The organism is Xanthomonas sp. LMG 12459, from assembly GCF_009192905.1.
In the GTDB taxonomy this organism is placed as follows: domain Bacteria; phylum Pseudomonadota; class Gammaproteobacteria; order Xanthomonadales; family Xanthomonadaceae; genus Xanthomonas_A; species Xanthomonas_A sontii.
The window spans coordinates 1-23,794 of sequence record NZ_NSGT01000018.1 but is presented as its reverse complement, the minus strand read 5'-3'; the positions used below and the strand labels follow the sequence as shown (position 1 = coordinate 23,794).

General features: G+C 71.1%; 15 protein-coding genes. 8 read left to right on the top strand and 7 right to left on the bottom strand.

Annotation, left to right across the window (positions count from 1 at the left end):
• Positions 1-281: 281 nt before the first annotated feature.
• On the bottom strand, positions 282-2,168 hold the full coding sequence (locus CEK65_RS03935; RefSeq protein WP_152180844.1) for a S8 family serine peptidase: 1,887 nt from the start codon (positions 2,166-2,168) through the stop codon (positions 282-284).
• Between the two features lie 63 nt (positions 2,169-2,231).
• Positions 2,232-4,577 (bottom strand): YadA-like family protein, encoded by a 2,346-nt coding sequence (locus CEK65_RS03930; protein WP_152180843.1) that lies wholly within the window; start codon positions 4,575-4,577, stop codon positions 2,232-2,234.
• Positions 4,578-4,790: 213 nt separating this feature from the next.
• Between CEK65_RS03930 and CEK65_RS03925 the strand changes: the two genes are divergently transcribed.
• Positions 4,791-6,149, top strand: a complete 1,359-nt coding sequence (locus CEK65_RS03925; protein ID WP_152180842.1) for a HAMP domain-containing sensor histidine kinase — start codon at positions 4,791-4,793, stop codon at positions 6,147-6,149.
• A gap of 51 nt (positions 6,150-6,200) precedes the next feature.
• Here the strand turns inward: CEK65_RS03925 and CEK65_RS03920 are convergent, their stop codons facing one another.
• Positions 6,201-6,911 carry a response regulator transcription factor gene (locus CEK65_RS03920; protein ID WP_017915915.1) on the bottom strand — a complete coding sequence of 237 codons (711 nt, stop codon included), beginning with the start codon at positions 6,909-6,911 and terminating at the stop codon, positions 6,201-6,203.
• Positions 6,912-7,032: 121 nt separating this feature from the next.
• On the opposite strand from CEK65_RS03920, the gene CEK65_RS03915 reads away from it, so the two are divergent.
• Together CEK65_RS03915 and zwf are read left to right on the top strand one after the other, a co-directional pair.
• On the top strand, positions 7,033-8,823 hold the full coding sequence (locus CEK65_RS03915; RefSeq protein WP_152247212.1) for a glycoside hydrolase family 15 protein: 1,791 nt from the start codon (positions 7,033-7,035) through the stop codon (positions 8,821-8,823).
• Positions 8,820-10,604: a glucose-6-phosphate dehydrogenase gene (gene zwf, locus CEK65_RS03910; protein ID WP_193314687.1), complete on the top strand. Its 1,785-nt coding sequence runs from the start codon at positions 8,820-8,822 to the stop codon at positions 10,602-10,604. The genes CEK65_RS03915 and zwf overlap by 4 nt, the downstream gene beginning before the upstream one ends.
• Positions 10,605-11,071: 467 nt before the next feature.
• On the opposite strand, the gene CEK65_RS03905 is transcribed toward zwf, so the two are convergent.
• Complete coding sequence (locus CEK65_RS03905) at positions 11,072-12,907, bottom strand: monovalent cation:proton antiporter-2 (CPA2) family protein (protein ID WP_152180839.1); 1,836 nt, start codon at positions 12,905-12,907, stop codon at positions 11,072-11,074.
• A gap of 479 nt (positions 12,908-13,386) precedes the next feature.
• Here CEK65_RS03905 and CEK65_RS03900 point away from each other — a divergent pair, with 479 nt between their 5' ends.
• The 3 genes from CEK65_RS03900 to CEK65_RS03890 all read left to right on the top strand — a co-directional run bounded on the left by CEK65_RS03900 (position 13,387) and on the right by CEK65_RS03890 (position 17,002).
• Positions 13,387-16,083 (top strand): bifunctional acetate--CoA ligase family protein/GNAT family N-acetyltransferase, encoded by a 2,697-nt coding sequence (locus tag CEK65_RS03900; protein ID WP_152180838.1) that lies wholly within the window; start codon positions 13,387-13,389, stop codon positions 16,081-16,083.
• Positions 16,084-16,096: 13 nt separating this feature from the next.
• Complete coding sequence (locus CEK65_RS03895; RefSeq protein ID WP_152180837.1) at positions 16,097-16,507, top strand: hypothetical protein; 411 nt, start codon at positions 16,097-16,099, stop codon at positions 16,505-16,507.
• 114 nt (positions 16,508-16,621) lie between these two features.
• Positions 16,622-17,002, top strand: coding sequence for a VOC family protein (locus tag CEK65_RS03890; RefSeq protein ID WP_017915215.1), 381 nt, complete (start codon positions 16,622-16,624; stop codon positions 17,000-17,002).
• A gap of 119 nt (positions 17,003-17,121) precedes the next feature.
• On the opposite strand, the gene CEK65_RS03885 is transcribed toward CEK65_RS03890, so the two are convergent.
• The gene (locus CEK65_RS03885) at positions 17,122-18,468 is read right to left on the bottom strand and encodes a hypothetical protein (protein ID WP_152180836.1); all 1,347 of its coding nucleotides are present in this window, start codon (positions 18,466-18,468) and stop codon (positions 17,122-17,124) included.
• A 728-nt stretch (positions 18,469-19,196) separates the two neighbouring features.
• Here CEK65_RS03885 and CEK65_RS03880 point away from each other — a divergent pair.
• Both CEK65_RS03880 and CEK65_RS03875 read left to right on the top strand, forming a co-directional pair.
• The gene (locus tag CEK65_RS03880; protein WP_152180835.1) at positions 19,197-19,745 is read left to right on the top strand and encodes an excalibur calcium-binding domain-containing protein; all 549 of its coding nucleotides are present in this window, start codon (positions 19,197-19,199) and stop codon (positions 19,743-19,745) included.
• Between the two features lie 87 nt (positions 19,746-19,832).
• Complete coding sequence (locus tag CEK65_RS03875) at positions 19,833-20,213, top strand: hypothetical protein (protein WP_017908908.1); 381 nt, start codon at positions 19,833-19,835, stop codon at positions 20,211-20,213.
• Between the two features lie 7 nt (positions 20,214-20,220).
• On the opposite strand, the gene CEK65_RS03870 is transcribed toward CEK65_RS03875, so the two are convergent.
• Together CEK65_RS03870 and CEK65_RS03865 are read right to left on the bottom strand one after the other, a co-directional pair.
• A complete protein-coding gene (locus tag CEK65_RS03870; RefSeq protein WP_152180834.1) occupies positions 20,221-20,961 on the bottom strand; it encodes a DUF6065 family protein in 741 nt (246 codons plus the stop codon).
• Between the two features lie 82 nt (positions 20,962-21,043).
• Positions 21,044-23,053 (bottom strand): acetyl/propionyl/methylcrotonyl-CoA carboxylase subunit alpha, encoded by a 2,010-nt coding sequence (locus CEK65_RS03865; protein WP_152180833.1) that lies wholly within the window; start codon positions 23,051-23,053, stop codon positions 21,044-21,046.
• Between the last annotated feature and the right edge of the window lie 741 nt (positions 23,054-23,794).

Sequence of the window (23,794 nt, the reverse complement as noted above, 5' to 3'; positions counted from 1 at the left end):
GGAGAAGGTGGCCCGAAGGGCCGGATGAGGGTCGGGCGCCGCCTCGCCTCGCCCATTGCACCGCGCCTCGTGCCGCACCCTCACCCCAACCCCTCTCCCGGTGGGAGAGGGGCTTGCGGTCTCGCGCCGCACCGCCGTGCACCATCCAGCAAAAAAATGCCCGCCGGAAGGCGGGCGAACTGCGTCATGGTCGGCACGTCGCTGCTTTCGGAACCGCTGCGGGAGGTTCTCCTCCCGCGCACGTGGCGCGGCGGCGAACGGCGCCGCCGCGCGATCGGGCGTTACTGCCGCCCGACCAGGGTCAGGCCGCTGTAGCTGCCGCTCAGGCGCACGTAGTAGGTCGTGGCGCTGGACGGGGTGAGGCGCACCGCCTGGGTGGTGCCGGCACGGGTGGAACGCGCGTCGTAGCTGCTGCTGGTCGGCGTCTTGCCCGCCGACACGTACATCGCCACGTTGCCGGTGCCGCCGAAGGTCATGAAGCTGACCACCGTGCCGGCCGCGGCCTGGAAGCTGTACAGCGCATCGCCGCCCTGGCTGCCGATGCCGCGCATCTCCACCTTGTTGACCAGGGTCTTGGTCGGCGGCACGCAGCTGCTGTCGGACGGATCGCACGGCGGGGTGGTGGCCATCTGCAGCAGCATGTCCACGTCCAGGATGCCGGCGCCGATCGGCGTGCTGGTGGGGATCGCCACCGGGAACGGCCGCGCGCTGGCGCGCAGCAGGTCGCGCATGCCGGTCCAGCTGAAGGGCGTCTTGGCCACGCTCTGCACCATCGCCACCGCCGCGGCCACGTGCGGGGAGGCCATCGAGGTGCCGGCCATGCCGCCGATCTGCCAGTCGCCGGTCGGGCTCTGGGTGCCGCCGTTGATCACCTGGAAGATGTAGCCGTTCGGGTTGCCGTCGACGTCGCCGCCACCGCCCGGCGCGGCGATGTCCACGCGCGTGCCGTAGTTGGAGTAGCTGGCGCGGCCGCCGTTCACCCGCGAGGCGCCGACGCTGATCACGCCGTTGCAGGAGGACATGGTGTAGGTGGAGGCATTGGCGTTGGAGTTGCCGGCGGCGACCACGATGATCGTGCCCTTGGCGTTGATCTGGTCGATCGCGTCCTGGTAGATCTGCGGGCAGGTGTCCGGCGCGCCGCTGCCCAGGCTCATGTTGATCACCTCGGCCGGGTTCGGGTTGGTCGGCAGGCCGGCCACCGGCAGACCCGCGGCCCACAGCATGCCGTCGGCGATGTCGCTGCCGAAGCCGCCGCAGGAGCCGAGCACGCGCACCGGCACGATCTTGGCGTCGTAGGCCAGGCCGGCCGTGGCCAGGTTGTTGTTGGTGACCTGGGCGATGGTGCCGGAGACATGGCTGCCGTGCCACGAACTCGGCGCCGGCGCATTGCCGGATGCGCCCAGCGCGGTGCAGTAGTCGGCTTCCACCCAGTCGCCCAGGTCGTAGCCGCCGGCCACGCGACCGTCCGTGTCGCGGCGCGAAACGCGGTGGTCGGTGATCATGTCGTAGCCGGGCAGCACGTTGGCGGCCAGATCCGGGTTGTCCTTGACCACGCCGGTATCGACCACCGCCACCACCACGCCCTTGCCGGTGGAGCGGGTCCAGCCCTGCTCGGCGTTGACCCCGCCGACCGGGTCGTGGAAGTTCCACTGCAGCTTGGCGTAGGCGGGATCGTTGGGGGTGGTGGAGGCGGCGGCCGCGATGGCAGCCGGCAGGCGCACGCTGGCCTCGTCCAGGCGCCGGTACAGCCGATCGACCTGCACCGACACCACCGACGGATCGGCCTTCAGCTCGTTGATGAAGGCGGTGCGCTCGCTGTCGCTGAGGTGGCGCGAGGTCTGCACCACATGCCAGCCCGGCACCGCCATGTCGCGCAGCACCTTGGCGCTGACCGCGCTGCGCAGCGTCAGGCCGTTGCTGCCGATCTGCGCGCGCTGCATGCCGCTGCGCGCCACTGCGCTGCTGAGGGTGCTGGCCAGCAGGCTGCGCGCCTGGCTGCCGCCGTCACGGGTCTTGACGATGAAGCGCTGGCCCAGGTCGTTGGCGCTGGCCGATTGCGGCACCGGGCCTTGCACACCGCCCAGGCCGATGGTGGGGGAGGCCGCCTGCGCGCCACCGGCGAACAGGACGGCGGCGAGGGCAGCGGCGAGCGTATTGGAAGACATCATCTGCGGATCCTGGAAAGAGAGGTGAGAAGAAGAAAACGGCGGCGCGCGCGGCGCCGCGTGACGTCACAGATCGATGCCCACGCCGATGCCGGCCGAGGACTCGCCGCTGCTGAACGCGCCGCCCAGGCTGAACGAGGCGCGCGCGCCGATCTTGCGGGCGTAGCCGACCGACAGCGCCTGCTGCCCGCCCTGGAAGCCGGCGCCGACCGACACGCGCCCGCGCGGGCTCTGCGTGCCGGCGGCGTTGACCGCCATGTTGAGCATCGCCGCGCTCATCGCGCCGAGCCGGTCCATGCGCCGGTCCATGCCGTCGAGGCGATGCTCGGTGTCGGTGCGCAACTGGTTGAAGCTGTCGTCCAGCGCGGTGATGCGGGTGTTGGTGTAGGCGTTGGCGCTGCTCAGGGTGGCGCTGTTGCCGGCACGCATCTGCGCCACATTGACCGCGTCGGTGTCGGCGCTGCCGGCGGCGACGTTGGCGACCTGGCGTTCGTTGCCGGCGCTGCCCACCGAGACCGTGTTGGCGCGGTTGGCGACCGAGCCCTGGCCCAGCGCCACCGAATTGGCGGCGCTGGCCGAGGCGCCCTGGCCGAGCGCGGTGGCCGAGGCGGCCGAGGCATTGGCGCTCTCGCCGAGCGCCACCGCGTTGGTCGCCACCGCGGCGACGCGGGCGTTGGCGCCGACCGCGGTGCTGCCGTCGGCATTGACCGTGGCGTTGCCGCCGATGGCGGTGTCGTTGGGGCCATAGGCCAGCGACTGCGCGCCCATCGCCAGGCCGTTGTTGCCGTTGGCGGTGGCCCCGGAACCCACGGCCACGGCATTGGTGCCGGCGCCGGTGCTCGGCGCGCTCGCCGCACCGTCGCCGCCGCCGACGCTGATGCCGCCGGAACCGCCGATGGTGTTCAGGCGGTTGCCGAAGCCGGTGAGGGCGGTGTCGAGCGCGCCCATCGCCGAGCCCAGGTCGGTGTAGTGCGTGCCCTGCACCAGGTAATTGCCGCCGATCAGGTTGCCGTTGGCGTCGACCACGCTGCCGGCGCCGAACGCGGCGGCGACGTTGCGCAGCTGCGCCAGGTTGACCGCGTCGGTGTCCATGGTGCCGGCGGCCAGGTTGGTGAGCTGGCGCTCGGCGCCCGCTGCGCCGATGGACACGGTGTTGTCGCGTTCGGCGACCGAACCGGCGCCCAGCGCCACGCTGTTGTTGGTGATGGTCTGCTTGTCGTTGACGAACTGCGAGTTGCCGACCCGCGCGCCGGGGCCGATCGCGATCGACTGGTCGCCGAACACATCGGACTTGGTGCCGATGGCGATGCTGTCGTAGAACAGCACCGGCGTATCGAGGAAGAAGTTGCCGTTCCACACCATGCCCCCGCCCAGGGCCAGACTGCGGGTGCCGCCGGCCCAGGAGCGGTTGCCGAGCGCGGTGGAGCCGACGCCGCCGGCGAACGCGGCCGGGCCGACCGCGGTGCCGTCGTCGTTCTGGACGAACGCGCTGGGGCCCATGGCCACGCTGTGGGTGCCCCAGGCGCGTGCGCCGTTGCCGAAGGCGGTGGCCCACTCGGCGGTGGCCTGGCTCTGCGCGCCCACCGCCACGGCGGCGTACTGGTTGGCCACCGCGGTGGTGCCGACGGCGACGGTGCGGTTGGCGCTGGCTTCGGCCAGGGCGCCGACCGCGGTGGAACTGTAGGCCGTGGCCAGCGCGCCGCCGCCCAGCGCGGTGGACAGCGGGCCGGTGGCCTGCGTGGCCTGCATTTGGGTGCCTTCGGCGCCGAAGCCCGGACTCATCTCCTCGCCCACGTCGACGATGCCGCCGACGGCGACGCTGGAGCGGTCGCTGGCGATCGCGCCGGCGCCGGCCGCCACGTTGTACTTGCCGCTGGCCTGGGCGCCGGCGCCCAGCGCGGTGGCGGCCACGCCGGTGGCCGAAGTCTGCTGCAGGATCACCACGCCGTTGGGCTGGTAGGAGAAATCCAGGTCGAGCATGCCGCCGACGGCGGTGGTGGAGACCTCGGTGGCCAGGCTGTTGTGGCCCACCGCCACCGCGTGGTTGGCGTAGCCGACCGCACCGCCGCCGAGCGCGATGGTGCCGGTGCCGACCGCCGAGGCGGCCTCGCCGGCGGCCAGCGCTTCGTCGCCGTCGGCGTCGGCACCGGCGTTGCTGTCGGCGCTGCCGGTGGCTTTGAAGTAGACGCTGGGGTCGTAGGTGGTCGCGGCCGGCGTGGCGCTGGCGTCGCTGGCCGTAGCGTCGGTGCCGGTGGCGGGTTGGGTGCTGGCGGTCGTCGCGGTGCTGGGGGTGGGCGTCTGCGCCATCGCCGTCGACGACAGGCACAGCGCGCAGGCCAGGGCCAGGGTGCTGTACGCGCGGGGAATCGGATGACGGGCGGCGGTGCCGCGCAGGGAAGAGCATGCGTTCATGGCGATCTCGGGCTGAAAAAACGGCAGGGCAGAAGGTGACGTCGGCGGCGCGTGTGCGCCTCCGCATCGGTCTGGAGTGGTCTGGAAACAGCGCCGTCGTCCCCGGGCGTGTTCCGTCATGCGAACTTAGGCCCGCCGTCACCGGCTTGTCACCTGCAAGTTCTCGCATGATCATCATCGGATTCTCACTGAACGGGAATGGAGCACGGCGGCATGGCGAAGGCGTTCTGGAACTGGCTGGGCCGCGCGCCGCTGGTGGACGAGGTGGATCGGCGCAATGCGCGGGTGATCCAGTTGCTGCTGCTGTTCCTGGCGGTGACCATTCCCGCCACGATCGTGGTGGCGGTGGTGCTGGCCTGGCCGCAGCTGCGCGGTCAGCCGCTGCCGCCGGGCATGCTGATTTCGTTGACCATGAGTCTGCTGATCGGGGTGTGCGCGGCGATCGGCTTCGTGCGCGTGCGCCATGGCGCCCTGCGCGGCGGCGTGCGGCTGCTGCTCGGGGCGATGCTCGGCTCGTTGCTGGTCAACGCCGCCATCCACGGCTTCCAGCGGCAGTTGCCGGATCAACTGGCGCAGATGCTGGTGCTGATCCTGGCCGGGTTGGTGCTGGGGCGCCGCGCGCTGTGGGTCACTTTCGTCGCCTTGCTGCTGATGCTCGGCGTCGGCGTGGGGCGCGACGCCCTGGCCGAACTGGCCGGCGCGCCGGCGCAGGCGCTGTTCAACGTGCTGCCGGTGCTGTTCAGTTACCTGTTGGTGACGCTGCTGCTGGACCGCACCACCGAGGCGCTGCGCGAGAGCCTGCGCGAATCCAACGCGCGCGGCCAGCGCCTGCAGCAGGAGATGCAGGAACGCGAACGCGCACAGACCCAGCTGATCCACGCGCAGAAACGCGAGATCACCGAGCGCATGGCCAGCGGCCTGGCCCACGACTTCAACAACATCCTGGCGGTGATGTCCGGCTTCGCCGCCGCGCGCCACGACGACGACCTGACCAGCGACGCGCAGCGCATCGCGCAGCTGGAGGACAGCCTGGCGGCGGTGGAGGCATCGGCCGAGCGCGGCATGACCATCGTGCGCCGGCTGCTGCGCTTCAGCCGCCGCGACGCCGAGCATGTCGAACGCTTCGACGCCGCGGCCGCGGTGGAGGCCTTGCAGCCGATGCTGCGGCAGTTGCTGGAAGCGCGGATCGTGCTGCGCTGCGCGCTGCCGGCGGCGCCGGCGCCGATCCGTTTCGAGCGCAGCCAGTTCGACCTGATGCTGCTGAACCTGGCCTCCAACAGCCGCGATGCGATCGCCGACCGCGGCCATTTCGACATCGCCGTGTCCAGCGAGGACGAGGGCACCGTCATCGAGGTCGCCGACGACGGCCACGGCATGCCGGCGGAGGTGGCCGCGCAGGTGTTCGAGCCGTTCTACAGCACCAAGCCCGCCGACAGCGGCACCGGCCTGGGCCTGGCGGTGGTGCGCGACCTGGTGGTGCGCGCCGGCGGCCGGATCCAGGTGCACAGCACGGTGGGCGTGGGCACGCGCTTCCGCATCGTGCTGCCGCACGCCGATGCGGTGGCGATGTAGCGCCTGCCCGGAAGGTCTGTGCGCTGCGGCGCCGCGCGCGCGCGGTGCGCGTCAGCCGGCGGGATCGAAGATGTAGCCCTTGCCGTGCACCGCGGCCAGCGGCAGCGGCTCGCCGCAGCGGCGCTGCACCTTGCTGCGCAGGCGGTGCACCATCGAATCCAGGCGGTGCGCGTCGAAGTCGTACACGCGGTCGGTGAGCGCGGCGATCAAGGCCTCGCGCGCCACCAGCAGGCCCGGTTGCTCGAGCAGGCGCAGGCACAGCCGGCGTTCGCTGCCGGTCAGCGCGGCGGCGGCGCCGGTCGGCGACAGCAGGCACCAGCCGTCCTCGCTCACCTGCCAGCGCCCGCGCGCCGGCGCCGCAGGCGGGCGCCCGCTCACGCGCCGCGCCAGGCTGTGCAGGGTCGCGGCCAGCAGGTCGATTTCCACCGGCTTGGACAGATAGGCGTCGGCGCCGCCGGTCAGGCCGCGGATGCGGTCCTCGGTCTGGCCCAGACTGGTCAGCATGACGATGCCCAGGTCCGGGTATTGCAGGCGCAGCGCGCCGGCCAGGGTGAAGCCGTCGGTGTCGGGCAGGCCGACATCCAGCACCACGATCTCGGCGCCCTCGCGCTGCACCCGCTGCTGCAGTTCCGCGCCGGTGCCGCAGCCGTCGGCGGCGAAGCCGAAACGGCGCAGGCCCGGCACCAGGATGCGATCGCGCAGTATCGGATCGTCCTCCAGGACCAGAGTGCGCAGGGCGGCGGCAGCGGGATCGGAAGTCATGCGCAGCCGCAGTGTAGCCGCAGCCGGCCGCTTGCGCGCGCCTGAACGGCGCCGCGCGGCGATTACGCGACGCAAACACCGGCGCTGGCAGACTCGCCGCTCCTCCGCACCGGCGCCCACGATGGCCTCGCGAATCGAAGACTACGCCATGCTCGGCAACTGCCGCAGCGCGGCTCTGGTGGACCGTCGCGGCTCGATCGACTGGCTGTGTCTGCCGCGCTTCGATTCCGATGCCTTGTTCGCCGCCCTGCTCGGCGAACCCGACCACGGCCGCTGGGCGATTGCGCCGCAGGGCGACTTCACCAGCACCCGTGCCTACCGCGACGGCAGCCTGGTGCTGGAGACGCGGTTCGAGACCGACACCGGCGCGGTGGCGCTGCTCGACTTCATGGTCGCCAGCCACGACGAGGTGATGCACAACCACGTGGTGCGGATCGTGCGCGGACTGCACGGCCGGGTGCCGCTGCGCATGCAGCTGCAGCTGCGCTTCAACTACGGCCGCACCATTCCCTGGGTGTCGCAGATCGAGGGCGGCCTGCAGGCGGTGGCCGGGCCGGACCAGATCGCGCTGCGCAGCCCGCAGGCCATGCACGGCCACGGCTTCGCCACCGAAGCCGAGTTCGTGCTGGAGGCCGGCGAAAGCACCTGGTTCGTGCTCAGCCACGGCGCCTCGCAGTTGGAGCTGCCGCCGTTGCTGGCGCCGGAGCAGGCGCTGGCGCAGACCGAGGCGTTCTGGCACGGCTGGTCGCACCGCTGCCTGCATGCCGGCCCGTGGACCGAGGCGGTGCGGCGCTCGCTGGTGGTGCTGAAGGGCCTGAGTTACCTGCCCACCGGCGCCATCGTCGCCGCACCGACCACCTCGCTGCCCGAACGTCTGGGCGGCGAGCGCAACTGGGACTACCGCTTCTGCTGGCTGCGCGATGCGGTGTTCACCCTGACCGCATTGCGCGCGGCCGGCTATTTCGACGAGGCTGCCGCGTTCCATGGCTGGCTGCAGCGCACCGTGGCCGGCTCGCCCGACCAGTTGCAGGCGCTGTACGGCATCGGCGGCGAGCGGCGCATGTCCGAATGGCAAGTGGACTGGCTGCCCGGCTACGAAGGCGCCTCGCCGGTGCGCGTGGGCAATGCCGCGGTCGGCCAGTTCCAGCTCGACGTCTATGGCGAGGTGATCGCCGCGTTCCACCGCGGCCACCACGAGGGCATGGCCTCGGCGGTGCATGGCCGCTCGCTGGCGCGGCAGTTGCTGGAGGTGCTGGAGCAGCGCTGGCGCGAGCCGGACGAGGGCATCTGGGAGATCCGCGACAAGCGCCAGCACTTCGTGCATTCCAAGGTGATGGCGTGGCTGGCGTTCGACTGCGGTGCGCGCGACGGCGTCACCGATGCCGACGCGGCGCAACGCGCGCACTGGCGCGCGCTGGCCGACGAGATCCATGCGCAGGTGCTGGCGCAGGGCGTGCACCGCGATGGCTACTTCGTGCAGAGCTACGGCAGCGAACGGCTGGACGCGGCGACCCTGCTGATCCCGCTGGTCGGCTTCCTGCCGCCGGATGATCCGCGCGTGGCCGCTACCGCCGACGCCATCGCCGAACACCTGAGCATCGACGGCCTGGTCGAGCGCTACCGCGCCGACGACGCCAGCGGCGACGGCCTGCCGGCCGGCGAGGGCACCTTCATCGCCTGCAGTTTCTGGCTGGTGGAGAACTACACGCTGCTCGGCCGCGGCGAGCAGGCGCGCGCGCTGTTCGAGCGCCTGCTCGCGCTGTGCAACGACGTCGGCCTGCTGGCCGAGGAGTACGACCCGCGCAGCGGCCGCATGCTCGGCAATTTCCCGCAGGGCTATTCGCACGTGGCGCTGATCCACGCGGCGCTGCGCCTGCATGGCTTGATCGGCGAACAGGACACCCATCCATGAGCGATGCCTCCCAGACCACTCCTCCCTGCCTGATCGTGGTGTTCGGCGCCCGCGGCGACTTGACCCGGCGCCTGGTGTTGCCGGCGCTGTACAACCTGCGCCACAGCGGTGCGCTGCCCGAGGAATTCGCGGTCATCGGCGTGGACCACGGCGCGGTCAGCGAAGTGGCGTGGCGGCGCATGCTCGGCGATGCGATGCGCGGGCTGATGGCCGACCGCGACGCGGAGTTCAAGGCCGATGGCCTGGACGAGGAGGTGTGGGGCTGGCTGCGTTCGCGCCTGCACTACCTGCGCGGCGACTTCAACGACGCAGCCACCTATCGCAGCCTGGGCGCGCTGCTGGAGAAAATCGGCGCGCAGTACCGCACCGGCGGCAACGTGCTGTTCTACCTGGCCACCGCGGCACGCTTCTTCGCCCCGGTGATCGAACAGCTGGGGTCGGCCGGGCTGGTCAAGCAGGGCGCCAGCAGCGGCTGGCGCCGGGTGATCGTGGAGAAGCCGTTCGGCCACGACCTGCAGAGCGCGCGCGAGCTCAACGCCATCGTCGGCCGCGTGCTGGACGAGGACCAGGTGTTCCGCATCGACCATTTCCTCGGCAAGGAAACGGTGCAGAACATCCTCGCCTTCCGCTTCGCCAACGGCCTGTTCGAGCCGGTGTGGAACCGCGACCGCATCGACCACGTGCAGATCACCGCGGCCGAGACCATCGGCGTGGAGGGCCGCGGCGGCTTCTACGACCCCACCGGCTGCCTGCGCGACATGGTGCCCAACCACCTGTTCCAGTTGCTGGCGATGATCGCGATGGAACCGCCGGCGGCCTTCACCCCGGCGGCGATGCTGCGCCGGCGCGCCGAGGTGATCGAGGCGGTGCGGCCGCTGAGTCCCGCCGACGTGGTCCGCGGCCAGTACGCGGCCGGCGCGATCGGTCGCAACGCGGTGCCGGGCTACCGCGAGGAGGACACGGTGCCGCCGGATTCCAACACCGAGACCTATGTGGCGATGAAGCTGCAGGTGGACACCTGGCGCTGGGCCGGCGTGCCGTTCTACCTGCGCACCGGCAAGCGCCTGCGCGAGCGCACCACCGAGATCGCGATCCGCTTCAAGCCGGCGCCGCTGGCGCCGCTGCGCAGCGCCGAGATCGGCGGCTACGGCCCGGACTGGCTGGTGCTGCACATCCAGCCCGACGAAGGCATCTCGCTGCAGTTCGACGTCAAGCGCCCGGGCGCGCGGGTCAGCCTGGCGCCGGTGCGCATGGACTTCCGCTACCGCGACTGGTTCCCCAAGGAATACACGGTGGGCTACGAACGCCTGCTGCAGGACTGCATGCATGGCGAGGCCGGCCTGTTCCAGGACGCGACCATGGTCGAGGCGGCCTGGACCATCGTGCAGCCGATCCTCGACGCCTGGCAGACCTCGGCCGACGAGACCCCGCAGTACCCGGCCGGCAGTGCCGGCCCGGCCGCGGCCGATGCGCTGCTGGCGCTCAACGGCGGCCACACCTGGCGCACCCTGACCGCCGGGCGCCGCCCGCCGCCGCGGCGCCCGCCCGAAGCCACCGCCACCACCGAGACCCGGCCGGTGACGCCGGCGCCGAAGCGTGGCGGGGCCAAGGCGGGCGATGCCTCGGCTTCCGCGAAGCCAGGCAAGTCGACCAAGCGCAAGCCTGCCCCGGCGCCGGTGAAGATGCCGGCGGCCAAGAAGGTCGCGAAGAAAGTCGCGAAGAAAACCGTCAAGCGCGCGGCCAGCGGCACCGCAGCGAAGCGTTCGTCACGCAAGAGCTGAAGCGATGCCCCGGGCGCCGGCGTGAGCGCCGGTGCTCGGGGAGATGCCTCCATGCCAGCAGGAGCGGCGCAGCGACGGCGGCTGGATCCTGCAGTCGGGGCTGAAGCCCCTCCCACAATGGAAGGATTGGCGCCGTGCGGACACAGCGCGCTTGCCGAGCATTGGCGTTGGCAAGCCGGCATGCCGTGGGAGCCCACCGCCCCTGTTGTCGCAGCCAGCAAGGGCGTCACCGCCGCGGACGCTTTCGACCGTCAGTGTGGGAGGGGCTTCAGCCCCGACGCGACCACGCTCGACTACACGCGCACCACGCAGTGGGCACGTGCCTCGGCCAATCGTCGGCGTCCCCATCACGATCTGTCGCGCGTGACAACGGCGTACCTACCGCTACCGCGGTTGTCGGCAGCGACGAGCGCACATACGCAGCGCATGCCTGGGACACCGTTGGCCGCGCGGGCAAGCCACCCGCATCAACTGCGATGCTGTCCCGCGCCTGTTGCGCCCGTCGCATTCGCCGGCCCGGCCGTCGGATCGTTGACGTCGGCCTCGAACAGCCTGGTCAGGTCGGCGCGCGCCGCACGCGCAGTCTGCACCACCGCCGCATCGTCGTCGTAGACCAGGTGCTGGGCGCGCAGCAATTGCGAGTCGTGTTCGCGGAAGCGGGCGATGCGATCGCGCGCGGTCGCCGCATCCAGGCCCAGGCCGAGCAGCACCTGCTCGCTCAGCTCCAGGCTGGAGGCGAACACTTCGCGGAACGGCTCCGCACCCAGGTCCATCAGCCGCCAGGCGTGCTGGCGGTTGCGTGCGCGCGCCAGCACCTTGGCGGTGGGGTAGAGCCGGCGGATCAGCCGCGTGGTCTTGATGTTGGTCTCCGGGTCGTCCATCGCCACCACGAAGATGCGGATGCCGTCGCTGCCGGCCGCGCGCAGCAGGTCCGGACGGCTGGGGTCGCCGTAGTAGAGCTGGTTGCCGAAGCGGCGCAGGTCCTCCACCGTGTCCGGATTGTGTTCCAGCGCCACGAACGGGATGCGCTGCGCAGTCAGCAGGCGCGCGACGATCTGGCCGAAGCGGCCCATGCCGGCGATCAGCACCTGCGCGCGCTGCGTGTCCACGGTGTCGTACTGCGCCGCCGGCGGTGGCTGTTTGCCCTTGCCGGCCTCGCTGCCGCCGAGCAGGCGCTGCATGCCGATCAGCAGCAGCGGCGTCAGCGCCATCGACACGCCGACCACCGCGACCAGGCGGTCGTGGGTGGCGTCGTCGAGCAGGCGCACGCGCTGCGCCTCGGTGAACACCACGAAGGCGAACTCGCCACCCAGCCACAGCAGGCTGCCCAGCAGCAGCGCACTGCGCCAGGGCAGGCGCAGCACGCGGCCGATGCCGGCCAGCAGCGCGAACTTGACCAACAGCAGCGTGGCCACCGCCCCGGCGATCAGCCACGGTTCGGCGACGATGCGGTCCAGGTCGATGCCCATGCCCACGGCGATGAAGAACACGCCCAGCAGCAGGCCCTGGAACGGCTCGATCTGCGCCTCCAGCTCGTGGCGGAACTCCGAATCGGCCAGCAGCACGCCGGCCAGGAACGCTCCCAGGCTGGGGCTGAGCCCGGCCTTCTGCAGGAACCAGGCGTTGCCCAGCACCACCAGCAGCGCGCTGGCGGTGAACACCTCGGGCATGCGCGTGCGCGCCACCGTGCGGAACAGGTGGCGCAGCACGAAGCGCCCGCACAGCACCACCAGCGCCAGCGCGCCCACCGCCTGGCCCACTTCCGTCCAGGTCAGGGTGTCGTTCTTGGCGCCGCCGAGCAGCGGCACCGCGGCCAGCAGCGGGATCGCGATCAGGTCCTGGAACAGCAGGATGGCGAAGCCGAGCCGGCCGTAGTCGCTGTTGAGCGCCTTGCGCTCGGCCAGCAGTTGCAGGCCCACCGCGGTGGAGGACAGCGCCAGCGCCAGGCCGATCACCAGCGCGCTCTTCCAGTTCAGGCCCATGCACAGCGCCAGCGCGCCCAGCGGCAGCGCGGTCAGCGCGACCTGGGCGCTGCCGGCACCGAACACCGCATGCCGCATCACCTTCAAGCGCGCCGGCGACAGTTCCAGGCCGATCAGGAACAGCAGCATCACCACGCCGATCTCGGCGGCGTTGAGGATCCGCTCGGTGTCCTGCACGAAGCCCAGCCCGTCCGGCCCCAGCACCACGCCCGCGGCCAGGTAGGCCAGCACCGCGCCCAGGCCCAGGCGCTTGAACACCGGCACCGCGATCACCGCAGCCAGCAGCAGCACCAGCGCCAGTTCCAGGCCGCCGCTATGCACGAGTCGTCTCCATCGCCGCATTATGCGGCCGCCAATGCGACCGGGTGCTGACCCGGGCTGTGCCTGCGGGCTCCGATGGACATGGCGGATCCGCGAAGGATCGGCGGTGGGCGACCGTCTGGCGCGGTCTTTCTGCGGGGATGGCGGCGCCGCCTGCCCTGCGCACCCGGTGTGCGCCGCCGCCTGGTCTCTGTGGCCTGGTCGGGTCGGGGCTGAAGCCCCTCCCACACCGGGAAGTCCAGCAATGTTCCGTGTCGTTCCGGATTCCGCTCAAGCGCGCGTGCGTGCGTAACGGGCTGCCGACCCAAGCTCCCTGTTGGAGGGGCTTCAGCCCCGACACGCGGAGGCCGGAATCTCGCCAGCGCAGCTGTCGCCGGATGCGCGGCATCGCCGTCAACGCCGCAGCGCGCGACCCGGATCATCCCCGCGCCGCGGCCAGCCGTGTACCGTTAGCGCATTCGCTCGCCTCTGCCGCCGCCATGAGCACCTATCACCTGCAGTCCGTGTTCCGCCCCGCCTCGGTCGCCATCGTCGGCGGCAGCCCGCGCGAGCGCTCGGCCGGGCGGGCGGTGGTGCGCAGCCTGCGCGCGGCTGGGTTTCCCGGGCAGATCGGCTGGGTCAGCCCGCGCTACCGCGAGATCGACGGCGTGCCCACGGTGCGCCGGCTCACCGACCTGCCCTGGGTGCCGGACCTGGTGGTGATCACCGCGCCGGCGCGGATGGTGCCGCGCATCGTGTCGATCGCCGCGCGGCGCGGCGTCGCCGCGGCGATCATCCTCACCGCCGGGCTCGGCAGTGGGCCGGGCTCGGCCGCGGCGCGGGTGGAGAGCGCCGCACGCGCCAAGGGCCTGCGCATCCTCGGCCCGCACTGCCTGGGCGTGATCGCGCCGCATGCGCGGCTCAACGCCAGCATCGCCGCGCACTGCCCGCAGCCGGGCGACCTGGCGCTGATCTCCGAATCCAGCGCCATCGCCGCGGCGCTGGTGGAATGGGGCGTGGCGCGTGCGGTCGGGTTCTCGGCGGTGGTCTCGCTGGGCGACGCGCTGGACGTGGACTTCGCCGACCTGCTCGACTACTTCGCCACCGACTACCGCACCCGCGCGATCCTGCTCTACGTCGAACACATCCGCGACGCGCGCAAGTTCATGTCCGCCGCGCGCGCCGCCGCGCGCGCCAAGCCGGTGGTGGTGGTGAAGTCGGGCCGGCAACTGCGCATCGATCCCAACGCCGACACCCACGTGCAGGCGCTGGCCAGTTCCGATGCGGTGTACGGCGCCGCGTTCGCCCGCGCCGGCCTGCTGCGGGTGCGCGCGCTGGACGAACTGTTCGCCGCGGCGGAGACGCTGGGCCGGCTCAGCACCTTCCCCGGCCGGCGCCTGGCCATCCTCAGCAACGGCGGTGGGGTCGGCCGCCTGGCGGTGGATACGCTGGCCGATCTCGGCGGCACCCTGGCGGCGCTCTCGGCGCCCACCCAGCAGCAACTGGACGCGGCGCTGCCGCAGGAATGGTCGCATCGCAATCCGGTGGACATCGTGGTGGACGCCGACGGCGAACGCTACGCCGCCGCCGCCGGTGCGCTGCTGGAGGATCCGGAGAACGATGCGGTGCTGGTGGTCAACGTGCCGACCGCGTTCACCTCCTCCGCCGAGGCGGCGCAGGCGCTGACCCGTATCCTCGGCCAGCGCCCGCGCCATCACCGCGACAAGCCGGTGTTCGCGGTGTGGCTGGGCAACGACGAGAGTGCCACCGCCACGCTCAACGCCGCGCGCATCCCCACCTACGCCACCGAGGCGGACGCGGTGCGCGGCTTCATGCACCTGGTGCGCTACCGCGAGGCGCAGGCGGCACTGATGGAAACACCGCCGAGCCTGCCCGACGATTTCGCCTTCGACGCCGCCGCCGCGCGCGGCATCGTCGACGCGGCCCTGGCCGCCGGGCAGACCTGGCTGGACCCGCTGGCGACCACCCGGCTGCTGGCCGCCTACGGCATCCCGACCGCGCCGGTGGCGCACGCCGCCGATGCCGAGGCCGCGGCGCAGGTGGCCGCGCCGATGCTGGCGCAGGGCTCGGCGGTGGCGGTGAAGATCCATTCGGCCGACATCCCGCACAAGTCCGACGTGGACGGCGTGCGCCTCAACCTGGTCAGCGTGGAGGCGGTGCGCGATGCGGCCGAGGGCATCCTCGCCCGCGCGCGCGCCGCGCGGCCGGACGCGCGCATCGACGGCGTGCTGGTGCAGCCCTCGCTGCTGCGGCCGAAGGCGCGCGAACTGATCGCCGGCATCGCCGACGATCCCACCTTCGGCCCGGTGATCGTGTTCGGCCGCGGCGGCACCGCGGTGGAAGTGATCGACGACAAGGCGCTGGCGCTGCCGCCGCTGGACCTGCGCCTGGCCCACGAACTGATCGGCCGCACCCGCGTCAGCCGCATCCTCAAGGCCTACCGCGACGTGCCGGCGGCCGACGAGCGTGCGGTGGCGATGGTGCTGGTCAAGCTGGCGCAACTGGCGGCCGACCTGCCCGAGATCCGCGAACTGGACATCAATCCGTTGCTGGCCGACCGCGACGGGGTGATCGCGGTCGACGCAGGGGTGGCGGTGGCGCCGTCGCGGCGCCTGCACAAGGGCCGCGGCCATCCGCGCTTCGCGATCTTCCCGTATCCCAAGGAGTGGGAGCGGCGCATCGTGCTCAACGACGGCAGCGCCGCGTTCGTGCGCCCGGTGCGGCCGGAGGACGACGCGCTGTTCCGCAGCTTCTTCGCCCGCGTCACCGACGAGGACCTGCGCCTGCGCTTCTTCCAGGCGGTGAAGCATTTCAGCCACGAATTCATCGCGCGCCTGACCCAGCTCGACTACGCGCGTTCGATCGCGCTGGTGGCGATCGAGCCGCGCAGCGGCGACATGCTCGGTGCGGTGCGCCTGCATGCCGACGCCGATTACGACCGTGGCGAATACGGCATCCTGATCCGCTCCGACCTCAAGGGCCACGGCATCGGCTGGCAGTTGATGCGGATCATGATCGAGTACGCCGGCTGGCTCGGCCTCAAGGTGGTCGAAGGCCAGGTGTTGCGCGAGAACCGCACCATGCTGGCGATGTGCCGGCAGCTCGGCTTCAAGGCCACGCCGGATCCGGACGACGCCACGCTGATGGACGTGGTGTTGCCGGTGGCGCAGCACTGAGGACGACGCCGCGATGTCGACGTTCTCGCCCAGCGCATTGAAGCCGCGCCATGCGATCCTGTCCGGCCTCCCGGGCGCCGCCTCGCTGGAGATCCTGCTGCGCCCGTTCCTGCACGCCGGCGAGATCGTGGACACCGCGATCCGCCTGGACGGCATCGCGCTGCCGTCGCTCAGGCTCGGCGAGCTGGCCGGCCAGCGCTTCGACTTCCCGCGCAACCCGCAGGACGGCTACATCGACGGCTCGCTGTCTCTGGCCGGCGCGCACCACCCGGTCGATGTTGACACGCTGACCTTCAATCTTTCGCGCGACGGGCAACTGACGCTCGTGGCCAAGGGCGTGTATGCGTTCGATGTCGAAGGCCTGGACGACCTGGGCGCGGTCCCCTTTACCCTGGCCGCGCGGCTCAGCACGTGCGCGCTGTGAACGCGGCTGCACGCCGCGGCGCAGTGGCTTCCCGGCATCACCGCACGTTGCATGAGGCGCTTCACCACCGCACACGTCGACCTGCCTGCGACACTCGACCCTCGGGAGTTCTTCATGTCGTTCAAGCCAGAGCGCTACACCTCGGTCTCGCCGTATCTCATTGTCGATGGCGCGCAGCGGACCATCGCGTTCCTGGTCGCGGTGTTCGACGCCGAACCCTTGCGGCAGATTCCCGGCGAGGGTGGCCTGCTCGCCCACGGCGAGGTGCGCATCGACGACACCGTGGTGATGTTCTGCGATGCGGTCGAGGGCTGGCCGGCGGTGCCGGCGCATGTGCACGTCTACGTGCGCGATGTGGATGCGACCTACCAGCGTGCACTGGCTGCCGGTGCCACGGCGGTGCAGGCGCCGGTGCAGAAGGACGATCCGGACCGGCGTGGCGGCTTTCGCGACGCCGGCGGCACGACCTGGTGGGTCGGCCAGCAGATCGGTTGAGCGAGCGTAGGCGGCAGCACGTCTGACGCCACGCATCGCTGCGCCTTGCGCCGCACTCGGCACAGGCCGTGCCTGCAGGCGCCATCGGACGGCACGCGGCAGGTACGGTGTTGCGGTGCTTACTCCAGCTCCTGGTTGCTCACCCCACGCTCGACCGGGTACACGGTCGGCGGCGGCGTGGTGGAGCGCATCAGCTTCAGCGAGGTCTTGCTCTGCTCGCACAGGTTGCCGCCGCTGACGAACACGCCGTCCTGGGTGCACTTCCAGTCGTAGAAGTTGGCGATGCCGCCGGCCAGCTGCAGGCTGTAGTCGGTGCTCTTGGCCGCGGCGTCGAAGGGCTGTCCGGCCGGGATGTTCTGGAACCAGCGCATCCATTCCTTGGAACCGACCGGCGGCACCTTGTCCGGCGCCTGGAAGGTGGGGTTCATCGGCGAGAGCTGCGGCGATTCGGCGGTCATGTGGCAGCTCATGCAGGAGCTGATCGGATTGTCCACCGGGCCGTTGAGGCGGCCGTTCCAGCCCAGGTGGGTCGGCGGCAGTTCTTTCACGTTGGCGTTGATCGCCGACTGCAGGATGCGCGGATTGATCCGGGTCTGGGTCGGCTGCTTGTTGGTGTAGTCGTCGCCGGTGTTCTGCGGATCGTTGCCGAACATCACGCCCACCGGCACCAGGTTCTGCCAGCCGGGCTTGCCGCTGACCGCACCGTTGTACTGGAAGGTGCCGAAGATCCAGCCGGTGCCGGGGACGCGGCTGTCGCGCACGGCGAAATCCATCTGGATCAGCGCCACCTGCTTGAACGCGCGGTCGGCGGACTTGAAGCTGTTGGTGACCCAGGCGTTCCACAGCACCGGGTTCTGCAGGAACGGCACCTGGCTCAGGTCCACGTCGGCGAACAGCGCCTTGCACACCACGGTGCCGTCGCGGAAGGTGTTGGGCTTGGTGGTGAAGCTCGGATCCGGGTTCTGCGGATCCTTCCACACCTGGCCGAATGTGTAGGCGCCGACATCGTTGTAGATGCCGACCGCGAAGGTCTGGCCGGTGGTGAGCTGGGTCGGCGCCAGTTGCTTGACCTGGATCTGCGCTTCCTTGGTCAGCCCATGCACGCCTTCGCGTCCGAGCGGGCCGTAGTGCTGCCAGGGCGCGTGGTACCAGCGCCGCACCTTGTTGTTCTGCACGTACCAGTCGCTTTCGACGTTGCCTTCCAGGCAGTAGGCCTTCACGGCATCGGCGTAGCCGCGCCAGGCTTCGAAGTTGTTGCTCAGCGGCTTGGGCAGCTTCTGGAAGAACGCCGGCAACGGGCCGCTGGGCGGTTGCTGCGGATAGTCCTGACTGAGCTGGAACAGCGGCCCCTTGTACGTAGAGGGCGGCGCGTAGCCGAAATCCGGAAAGCGCCCGGCGGAGGCGGCGCCGCTGGCAAGGGTCAGCACGGTGGCGATGGCGAGAATGCGCGGATGAGGCAGTTGCATGATGGACCTCCGGTCGAGTGCGTCGGTGCGTGCGGGCGATGCCGCGTCCTGTGTCCGGACATCCCCTGGCCCCGGACCGGCCGCACGCCCGCGCTGCTGCGCGGCCGCGGTGAAAGGAGTCCCGTCGCGCCAGGGCCGCGCGCAGGCACGGGCGTACGCATCCGCCTGCGCGCGCAGACGAAGCGAGAGACGCGATGGGAAGTGCAGCATCCACCGCCACCGTGGAGACGCGGCGGCGCTGCTGTGGATGCGTGAAACGGCCTAGCGGACCGAAGACATGTCCATGTCGCTCTCCTGACCCCGTGTGGAAGGCAACTGCGTTGAAGACGGTTGTCGCGTCGAGCGTGGGGGAAACGCGCGGGCCCGGCAGGGCAGCATCGGGGGACGAATGCTGCGGGGGCGGCGCCCTGCGGCGGCCGCGATGCCGGGTTGCGCGTCGATCGCCAACCGCGCGTGGGAGCGGGCGTCGGCGTTGCTCGACGCTTCGGACTCTAGCGAGCGCCGCGCCGCCGGTGGTAGACAGTTGCGACCGCCGGCGTCGCCGCGGTGCGTGGCTGACCGGCCGTCGCGCGACCGCGCCTGCAGCAGGTGGCCGGTCGGCACGCAGGCCACAGCCATGGCATGCTGCACGCGGGGCCGCGCCTGGCGGGAGCAGGTGCGGTGGGGACGGTGGACGCACCGGGCACGGCGGCGTCCACCGCGGCGATGCACTTTCTTGCGGTGACGCCATGCGCACGCACGGGACCTTGATTCAGTGGAACGAGGAGCGCGGCTGCGGCCGGGTGCGCCTTGCCCATCGTGAGACCGAAGCCGAGGTGCAACGCGCGGCGTTTCCTGCCGACGGCGTTCCCCCGCGGGTGGGCGAACTGATCTCCTTCGACCTGGAGCACGACGCGCAGGGACGGCCGCGGGCCTTGCGGGTGATGCGTCCCGGTCGGGCACCGGCATCGCCTGCGCGTGCGGCACCGCGTCCGCGTCGCGGTCTCTGGCTCGGCGTGCTGATGCTGCTGGCGATGCTCGCGATCGCGGCCTACGCGGCGCTGCGCTTCGTGGCGGCACCGCAGGCAAGCCCTGCGGCACCCTCGGTGCCGGTGTCGTCAGCGCCTACCGCGCCCACGACGGCGCCTGCCTTCCACTGCGACGGCCGCACGCACTGCGCGCAGATGACCTCGTGCGACGAAGCGGTGTACTTCCTGCAGCACTGCCCGGGTGTGGAGATGGACGGCAACCACGACGGCGTGCCGTGCGAACGGCAGTGGTGCCGATCTTCGCGTTGAGCGTCTGCAGCCGCGTGGGCAACGCGGGGTCTTGACCGGGCCGTGATCCGCACTCCGTTACGGTCGCCGATTGCCTGCAGGTGACGCATGACCGAGCCACGTCTTTCCCCCGCCAAGACCCGCGCCCTGTCGCTGGGTCTGTTTGCCTTCGTCGCGGTCTTCGCCGCCATCGTCTGGTCGCTGCTGCGTCCGTACGGTTCGGTGTACTTCTTCCCGGTGCATTTCCTGGTCGGGCTGGGCCTGCCGTTCCTGTTCTACGCGCTGGGCGCCAACCGCGCCGCGTTCCTCGCCGGGCTGGGGCTGACCGCCATCGTCCTGGTGCTGTTCAACCTGTGGGGCGACCAGGTCGGTGGGATCGGTCCGCGCGTGTTCGACTGGGCGCATGCCGTGGCCGGGATCCTGGGCATGCTGCTGGCCTACGGCGTGTTCCGCCTGTCCACCCGTGTGCGCCAGCGCCACGTGCGCTGAGCGGTCCTCACTCCGCGTCGTCGCTGCGGGCGAACGGCGCCAGCCGCAGTTTGACCCGGTGCTCCACGCCGGCCGGGCACTGCCCCGGCGCCGGTCCACGGAAATAGCTGCGCTGCCAGCCTTCGCGGCTGGCGTCGGAATCGGGCTGCTCCAGGTCGTGCAGGAACTGGCCACGGCTGCGCATCCACGTCTGGTGCTCGCGCTCCAGCTCCGGCGTCTGCGACAACGGCTGCCAGCGCGGCTCGGTCTCGGCCAGCACCCGTCGCTGCACCGGGAAGAAGTGGCAGAACGGCTCGCCGGCCTCGAACCGGACCCGGCCGGGCCGGGTGAACTGCCAGTTCATGGTGAAGGTGTACGGACTCCAGTCGGTCTCGATCAGCCCGGTGAGCCCGGCGATGCCGTCCTTGGGCCGATTCACCGGCGCGGTGACGTACAGGTCCACGCCGGCCTCGGTGCGGAACAGGCACGGCACGTGGAAGGTGAGCACGCCATAGCCGAAGTGGCTGACCGCCGGCGCGTGCGTCCCAGGTGCCGGCTGCACGCGCAGGTCGTCCAGCGCGTTGCCGCCGTTCCACTCGGCCTCGAACGCGCTCTGGCACAGCAGCTCCCAGCCATGCGCGTTGGCGATGTCCAGCGGCAGGCAGCGGTAGGCGTAGCGCTCGGCGGTCTGGTCCATCCACGGCCGCTCGCGCGGCGCCGGGCGCACGTCGAGGGTGTGGCCGTCGAGAACGTGGGCGGTGAGTTTCATGGCGCTTACAGGACGATGGACCAGCGCCGAGTGTGACGCCAAGCCGCGGCCTTGGCGACCGCGGCTTGGCGGGCGGCGACGCTCAGGCCGCTTCGAAGTCCAGCAGCGCCACGCCGTCGCCGACCAGCTCGCCCTCGCGTACGCGAAAGCCCTGCACGGTGCCGTCGGCCGGCGCCTGCAGGGTGTGCTCCATCTTCATCGCCTCCAGCACCAGCAGCGGCGTGCCGCGGCGCACCTGGGTGCCGGGCGCGACCAGCAGGGCGACGATGCGCCCCGGCATCGGCGCGGTCAGGCCGCCGCCTTCCACCGCCGGCTGGTCGGCCTCGGCGACCGGGTCGTGGCGTTCGAACAGGTAGCCGTGGCCGTCGACGAACAGGTGCAACTGCGTGCCGGCGAACACCGCATCGGCCTGCAGCCGCTGCGTGCCGAGGAACGAGGACAGGCGCCCGTCGCGCAACTGGCCGCTCGCCTCGAGCGGCTCCTGCGCCGGCGCGGCGTGGATCCGCCAGCCGCCGGCCTGCGCGGTCAGCTGCAACGTGCGTTGCGTTTCGCCGTGCTGCAGGGTCAGCGCACGCGGCGCCGGCGCGCCCAGCCGCCAGCCGTCGCGCAGATCCCACGGCGAGTGCGGATCGGCAGTCTGCGCCGCCGGCGCGTGCTCGTGCAGTTGCCAGGCCAGCGCCGCCAGGCTCCACAGCGCGTCGGTGGCCGGGACGGGGGTGTCGAACAGCGCCGCGTGCTCGCGCTCGATCAGCGCGGTGTCCAGGTCCGCCTGCGCGAACGCGGTGGTGCCGACCAGGCGTTGCAGGAACGCGGCATTGGTCGACACGCCGACCACCTGGCAGGCGGCCAGCGCCGCCTGCATGCGCCGCAGTGCGCGCTCGCGGGTCACGTCCCAGACGATCAGCTTGGCGATCATCGGATCGTAGTGCGGGCCGATCACGTCGCCCTGTTCGACACCGGCATCGATCCGGGTATGCGCATCGGCGGCGGGCAGGCGCAGATGCTGCAGCGTGCCGATCGACGGCAGGAAACCGCGCGCCGGGTCTTCGGCGTACAGCCGCGCTTCCAGCGCATGGCCGTGGATCGCAAGTTCGTGCTGGCGCTGCGGCAGCGGCTGCCCGGCGGCCACGCGCAACTGCCACTCCACCAGGTCGGTGCCGGTGATGCACTCGGTGACCGGATGCTCCACCTGCAGGCGGGTGTTCATTTCCATGAAGTAGAACGCGCCATCGGGCGCGACGATGAACTCCACGGTGCCGGCGCCGACGTAGCCCACCGCACGCGCCGCCTCCACCGCGGCCTGGCCCATCGCCGCACGTCGCGTCGCGTCCATGCCTGGCGCGGGGGCTTCCTCCAGCACCTTCTGGTGGCGGCGTTGCACCGAGCAGTCGCGTTCGAACAGGTAGACCAGTTCGCCGTGCGTGTCGCCGAACACCTGGATCTCGATGTGCCGCGGCCGCAGCACGTACTTCTCCACCAGGACGTGCGCATTGCCGAACGCGGCCTGCGCCTCGCGCTGGCAGGCGGCGAGCGCGGCGGCGAAGTCCTCATCGCGATCGACCCGACGCATGCCCTTGCCGCCACCACCGGCGCTGGCCTTGATCAGCACCGGGTAGCCGATGGCCGCGGCCTGCGCGCGCAGGAAGTCCGGCTCTTGCTGCTCGCCGTGATAGCCGGGCGTCAGCGGCACCCCGGCGGCCTGCATCAGCGCCTTGGCCGCACTCTTGTCGCCCATGGCGCGGATCGCCGCGGGCGGCGGCCCGATGAACACCAGCCCGCGCGCGGCGCAGGCTTCGGCGAACTCGGCGTTTTCGGACAGGAAGCCGTACCCGGGATGGATGGCCTGCGCCCCGCTGCGTTGCGCGGCCTCGAGGATGCGCTCGCCGCGCAGGTAGCTCTCGCGCGCCGGCGCGGCGCCGATGTACACGGCCTCGTCGGCCAGGCGCACGTGGCGGGCATCGCGGTCGGCATCGGAGTACACGGCCACGGTGGCGATGCCGAGCTTGCGGCAGGTGGCGATCACCCGGCAGGCGATCTCGCCGCGATTGGCGATGAGGATCTTGTCGAAGGTCGGCAGGTCGGGGGTGGCCATGGTCGGGTGCCTGGAGAAGGTTAGAGGTGTCGCGCTTGCGGTGCGCAGACGTGCGCAAGAGTTGCGTCGTAGGTGTTCAGCCGGAGCAGCTTCAGCGGTAGAAGTTGCTGTTGCCGTGCTTTGGCTTTGGCTGTTGCTCCGGCTTTTGATTTACCGGGTTCCCTTCCGAAGCGGCGGCCAGCACGGGGAAAAACCCCGAAGGGGCGGCGCACAGGGACGTGCGCCGTCCGCGGCAGGGGCAGGATGCCCCTTCCGCGGATCCCCGGGCTGGACGCGGACCCGGAGCGCGCAGCGCGGAGGGCGCGAGGCAGGGCGCGCTTTCTTTTGGTTACCTTTTCTTTGCGCGAGCAAAGAAAAGTAACTCGCCCGCAAGGGCGAAAGCCTTTAAAGCTTTTGCTGTTGCTACTGCTGTTGCTTGAAGCTTGTCTATCGGACGAGAACGGCTGTAGGAGCGGCTTCAGCCGCGACACACATGATCGGTTTTGCCTGTCGCGGCTAAAGCCGCTCCTACGATTCAGCGGCCGCCACCCTGGCAGCAAGTGCAAGAGCAAAGCTTTCGCCTGGCGGCGAGTCACTTTTCTTTGCTTGTGCAAAGAAAAGTAACCAAAAGAAAGCACACCCCGCAGCGCGCCCTCCGCGCTGCGCGCTCCGGGTCCGCAGCCACGGCGGGGATTCGCGGAAGGGGCATCCTGCCCCTGCCGCGAACGGCGCACATCCATGTCTCTTTTCTTATACACACAT

What these genes read in the sequence shown, in the direction of transcription:
- CEK65_RS03895 (WP_152180837.1), top strand. Translation starts at nt 16,097, where the DNA reads ATGTCGACGTTCTCGCCCAGCGCATTGAAGCCGCGCCATGCGATCCTG.
- zwf (WP_193314687.1), top strand. Translation starts at nt 8,820, where the DNA reads ATGAGCGATGCCTCCCAGACCACTCCTCCCTGCCTGATCGTGGTGTTC.
- CEK65_RS03865 (WP_152180833.1), bottom strand. Translation starts at nt 23,053, where the DNA reads ATGGCCACCCCCGACCTGCCGACCTTCGACAAGATCCTCATCGCCAAT.
- CEK65_RS03930 (WP_152180843.1), bottom strand. Translation starts at nt 4,577, where the DNA reads ATGAACGCATGCTCTTCCCTGCGCGGCACCGCCGCCCGTCATCCGATT.
- CEK65_RS03870 (WP_152180834.1), bottom strand. Translation starts at nt 20,961, where the DNA reads ATGAAACTCACCGCCCACGTTCTCGACGGCCACACCCTCGACGTGCGC.
- CEK65_RS03915 (WP_152247212.1), top strand. Translation starts at nt 7,033, where the DNA reads ATGGCCTCGCGAATCGAAGACTACGCCATGCTCGGCAACTGCCGCAGC.
- CEK65_RS03920 (WP_017915915.1), bottom strand. Translation starts at nt 6,911, where the DNA reads ATGACTTCCGATCCCGCTGCCGCCGCCCTGCGCACTCTGGTCCTGGAG.
- CEK65_RS03885 (WP_152180836.1), bottom strand. Translation starts at nt 18,468, where the DNA reads ATGCAACTGCCTCATCCGCGCATTCTCGCCATCGCCACCGTGCTGACC.
- CEK65_RS03900 (WP_152180838.1), top strand. Translation starts at nt 13,387, where the DNA reads ATGAGCACCTATCACCTGCAGTCCGTGTTCCGCCCCGCCTCGGTCGCC.
- CEK65_RS03935 (WP_152180844.1), bottom strand. Translation starts at nt 2,168, where the DNA reads ATGATGTCTTCCAATACGCTCGCCGCTGCCCTCGCCGCCGTCCTGTTC.
- CEK65_RS03890 (WP_017915215.1), top strand. Translation starts at nt 16,622, where the DNA reads ATGTCGTTCAAGCCAGAGCGCTACACCTCGGTCTCGCCGTATCTCATT.
- CEK65_RS03925 (WP_152180842.1), top strand. Translation starts at nt 4,791, where the DNA reads ATGGCGAAGGCGTTCTGGAACTGGCTGGGCCGCGCGCCGCTGGTGGAC.
- CEK65_RS03880 (WP_152180835.1), top strand. Translation starts at nt 19,197, where the DNA reads ATGCGCACGCACGGGACCTTGATTCAGTGGAACGAGGAGCGCGGCTGC.
- CEK65_RS03875 (WP_017908908.1), top strand. Translation starts at nt 19,833, where the DNA reads ATGACCGAGCCACGTCTTTCCCCCGCCAAGACCCGCGCCCTGTCGCTG.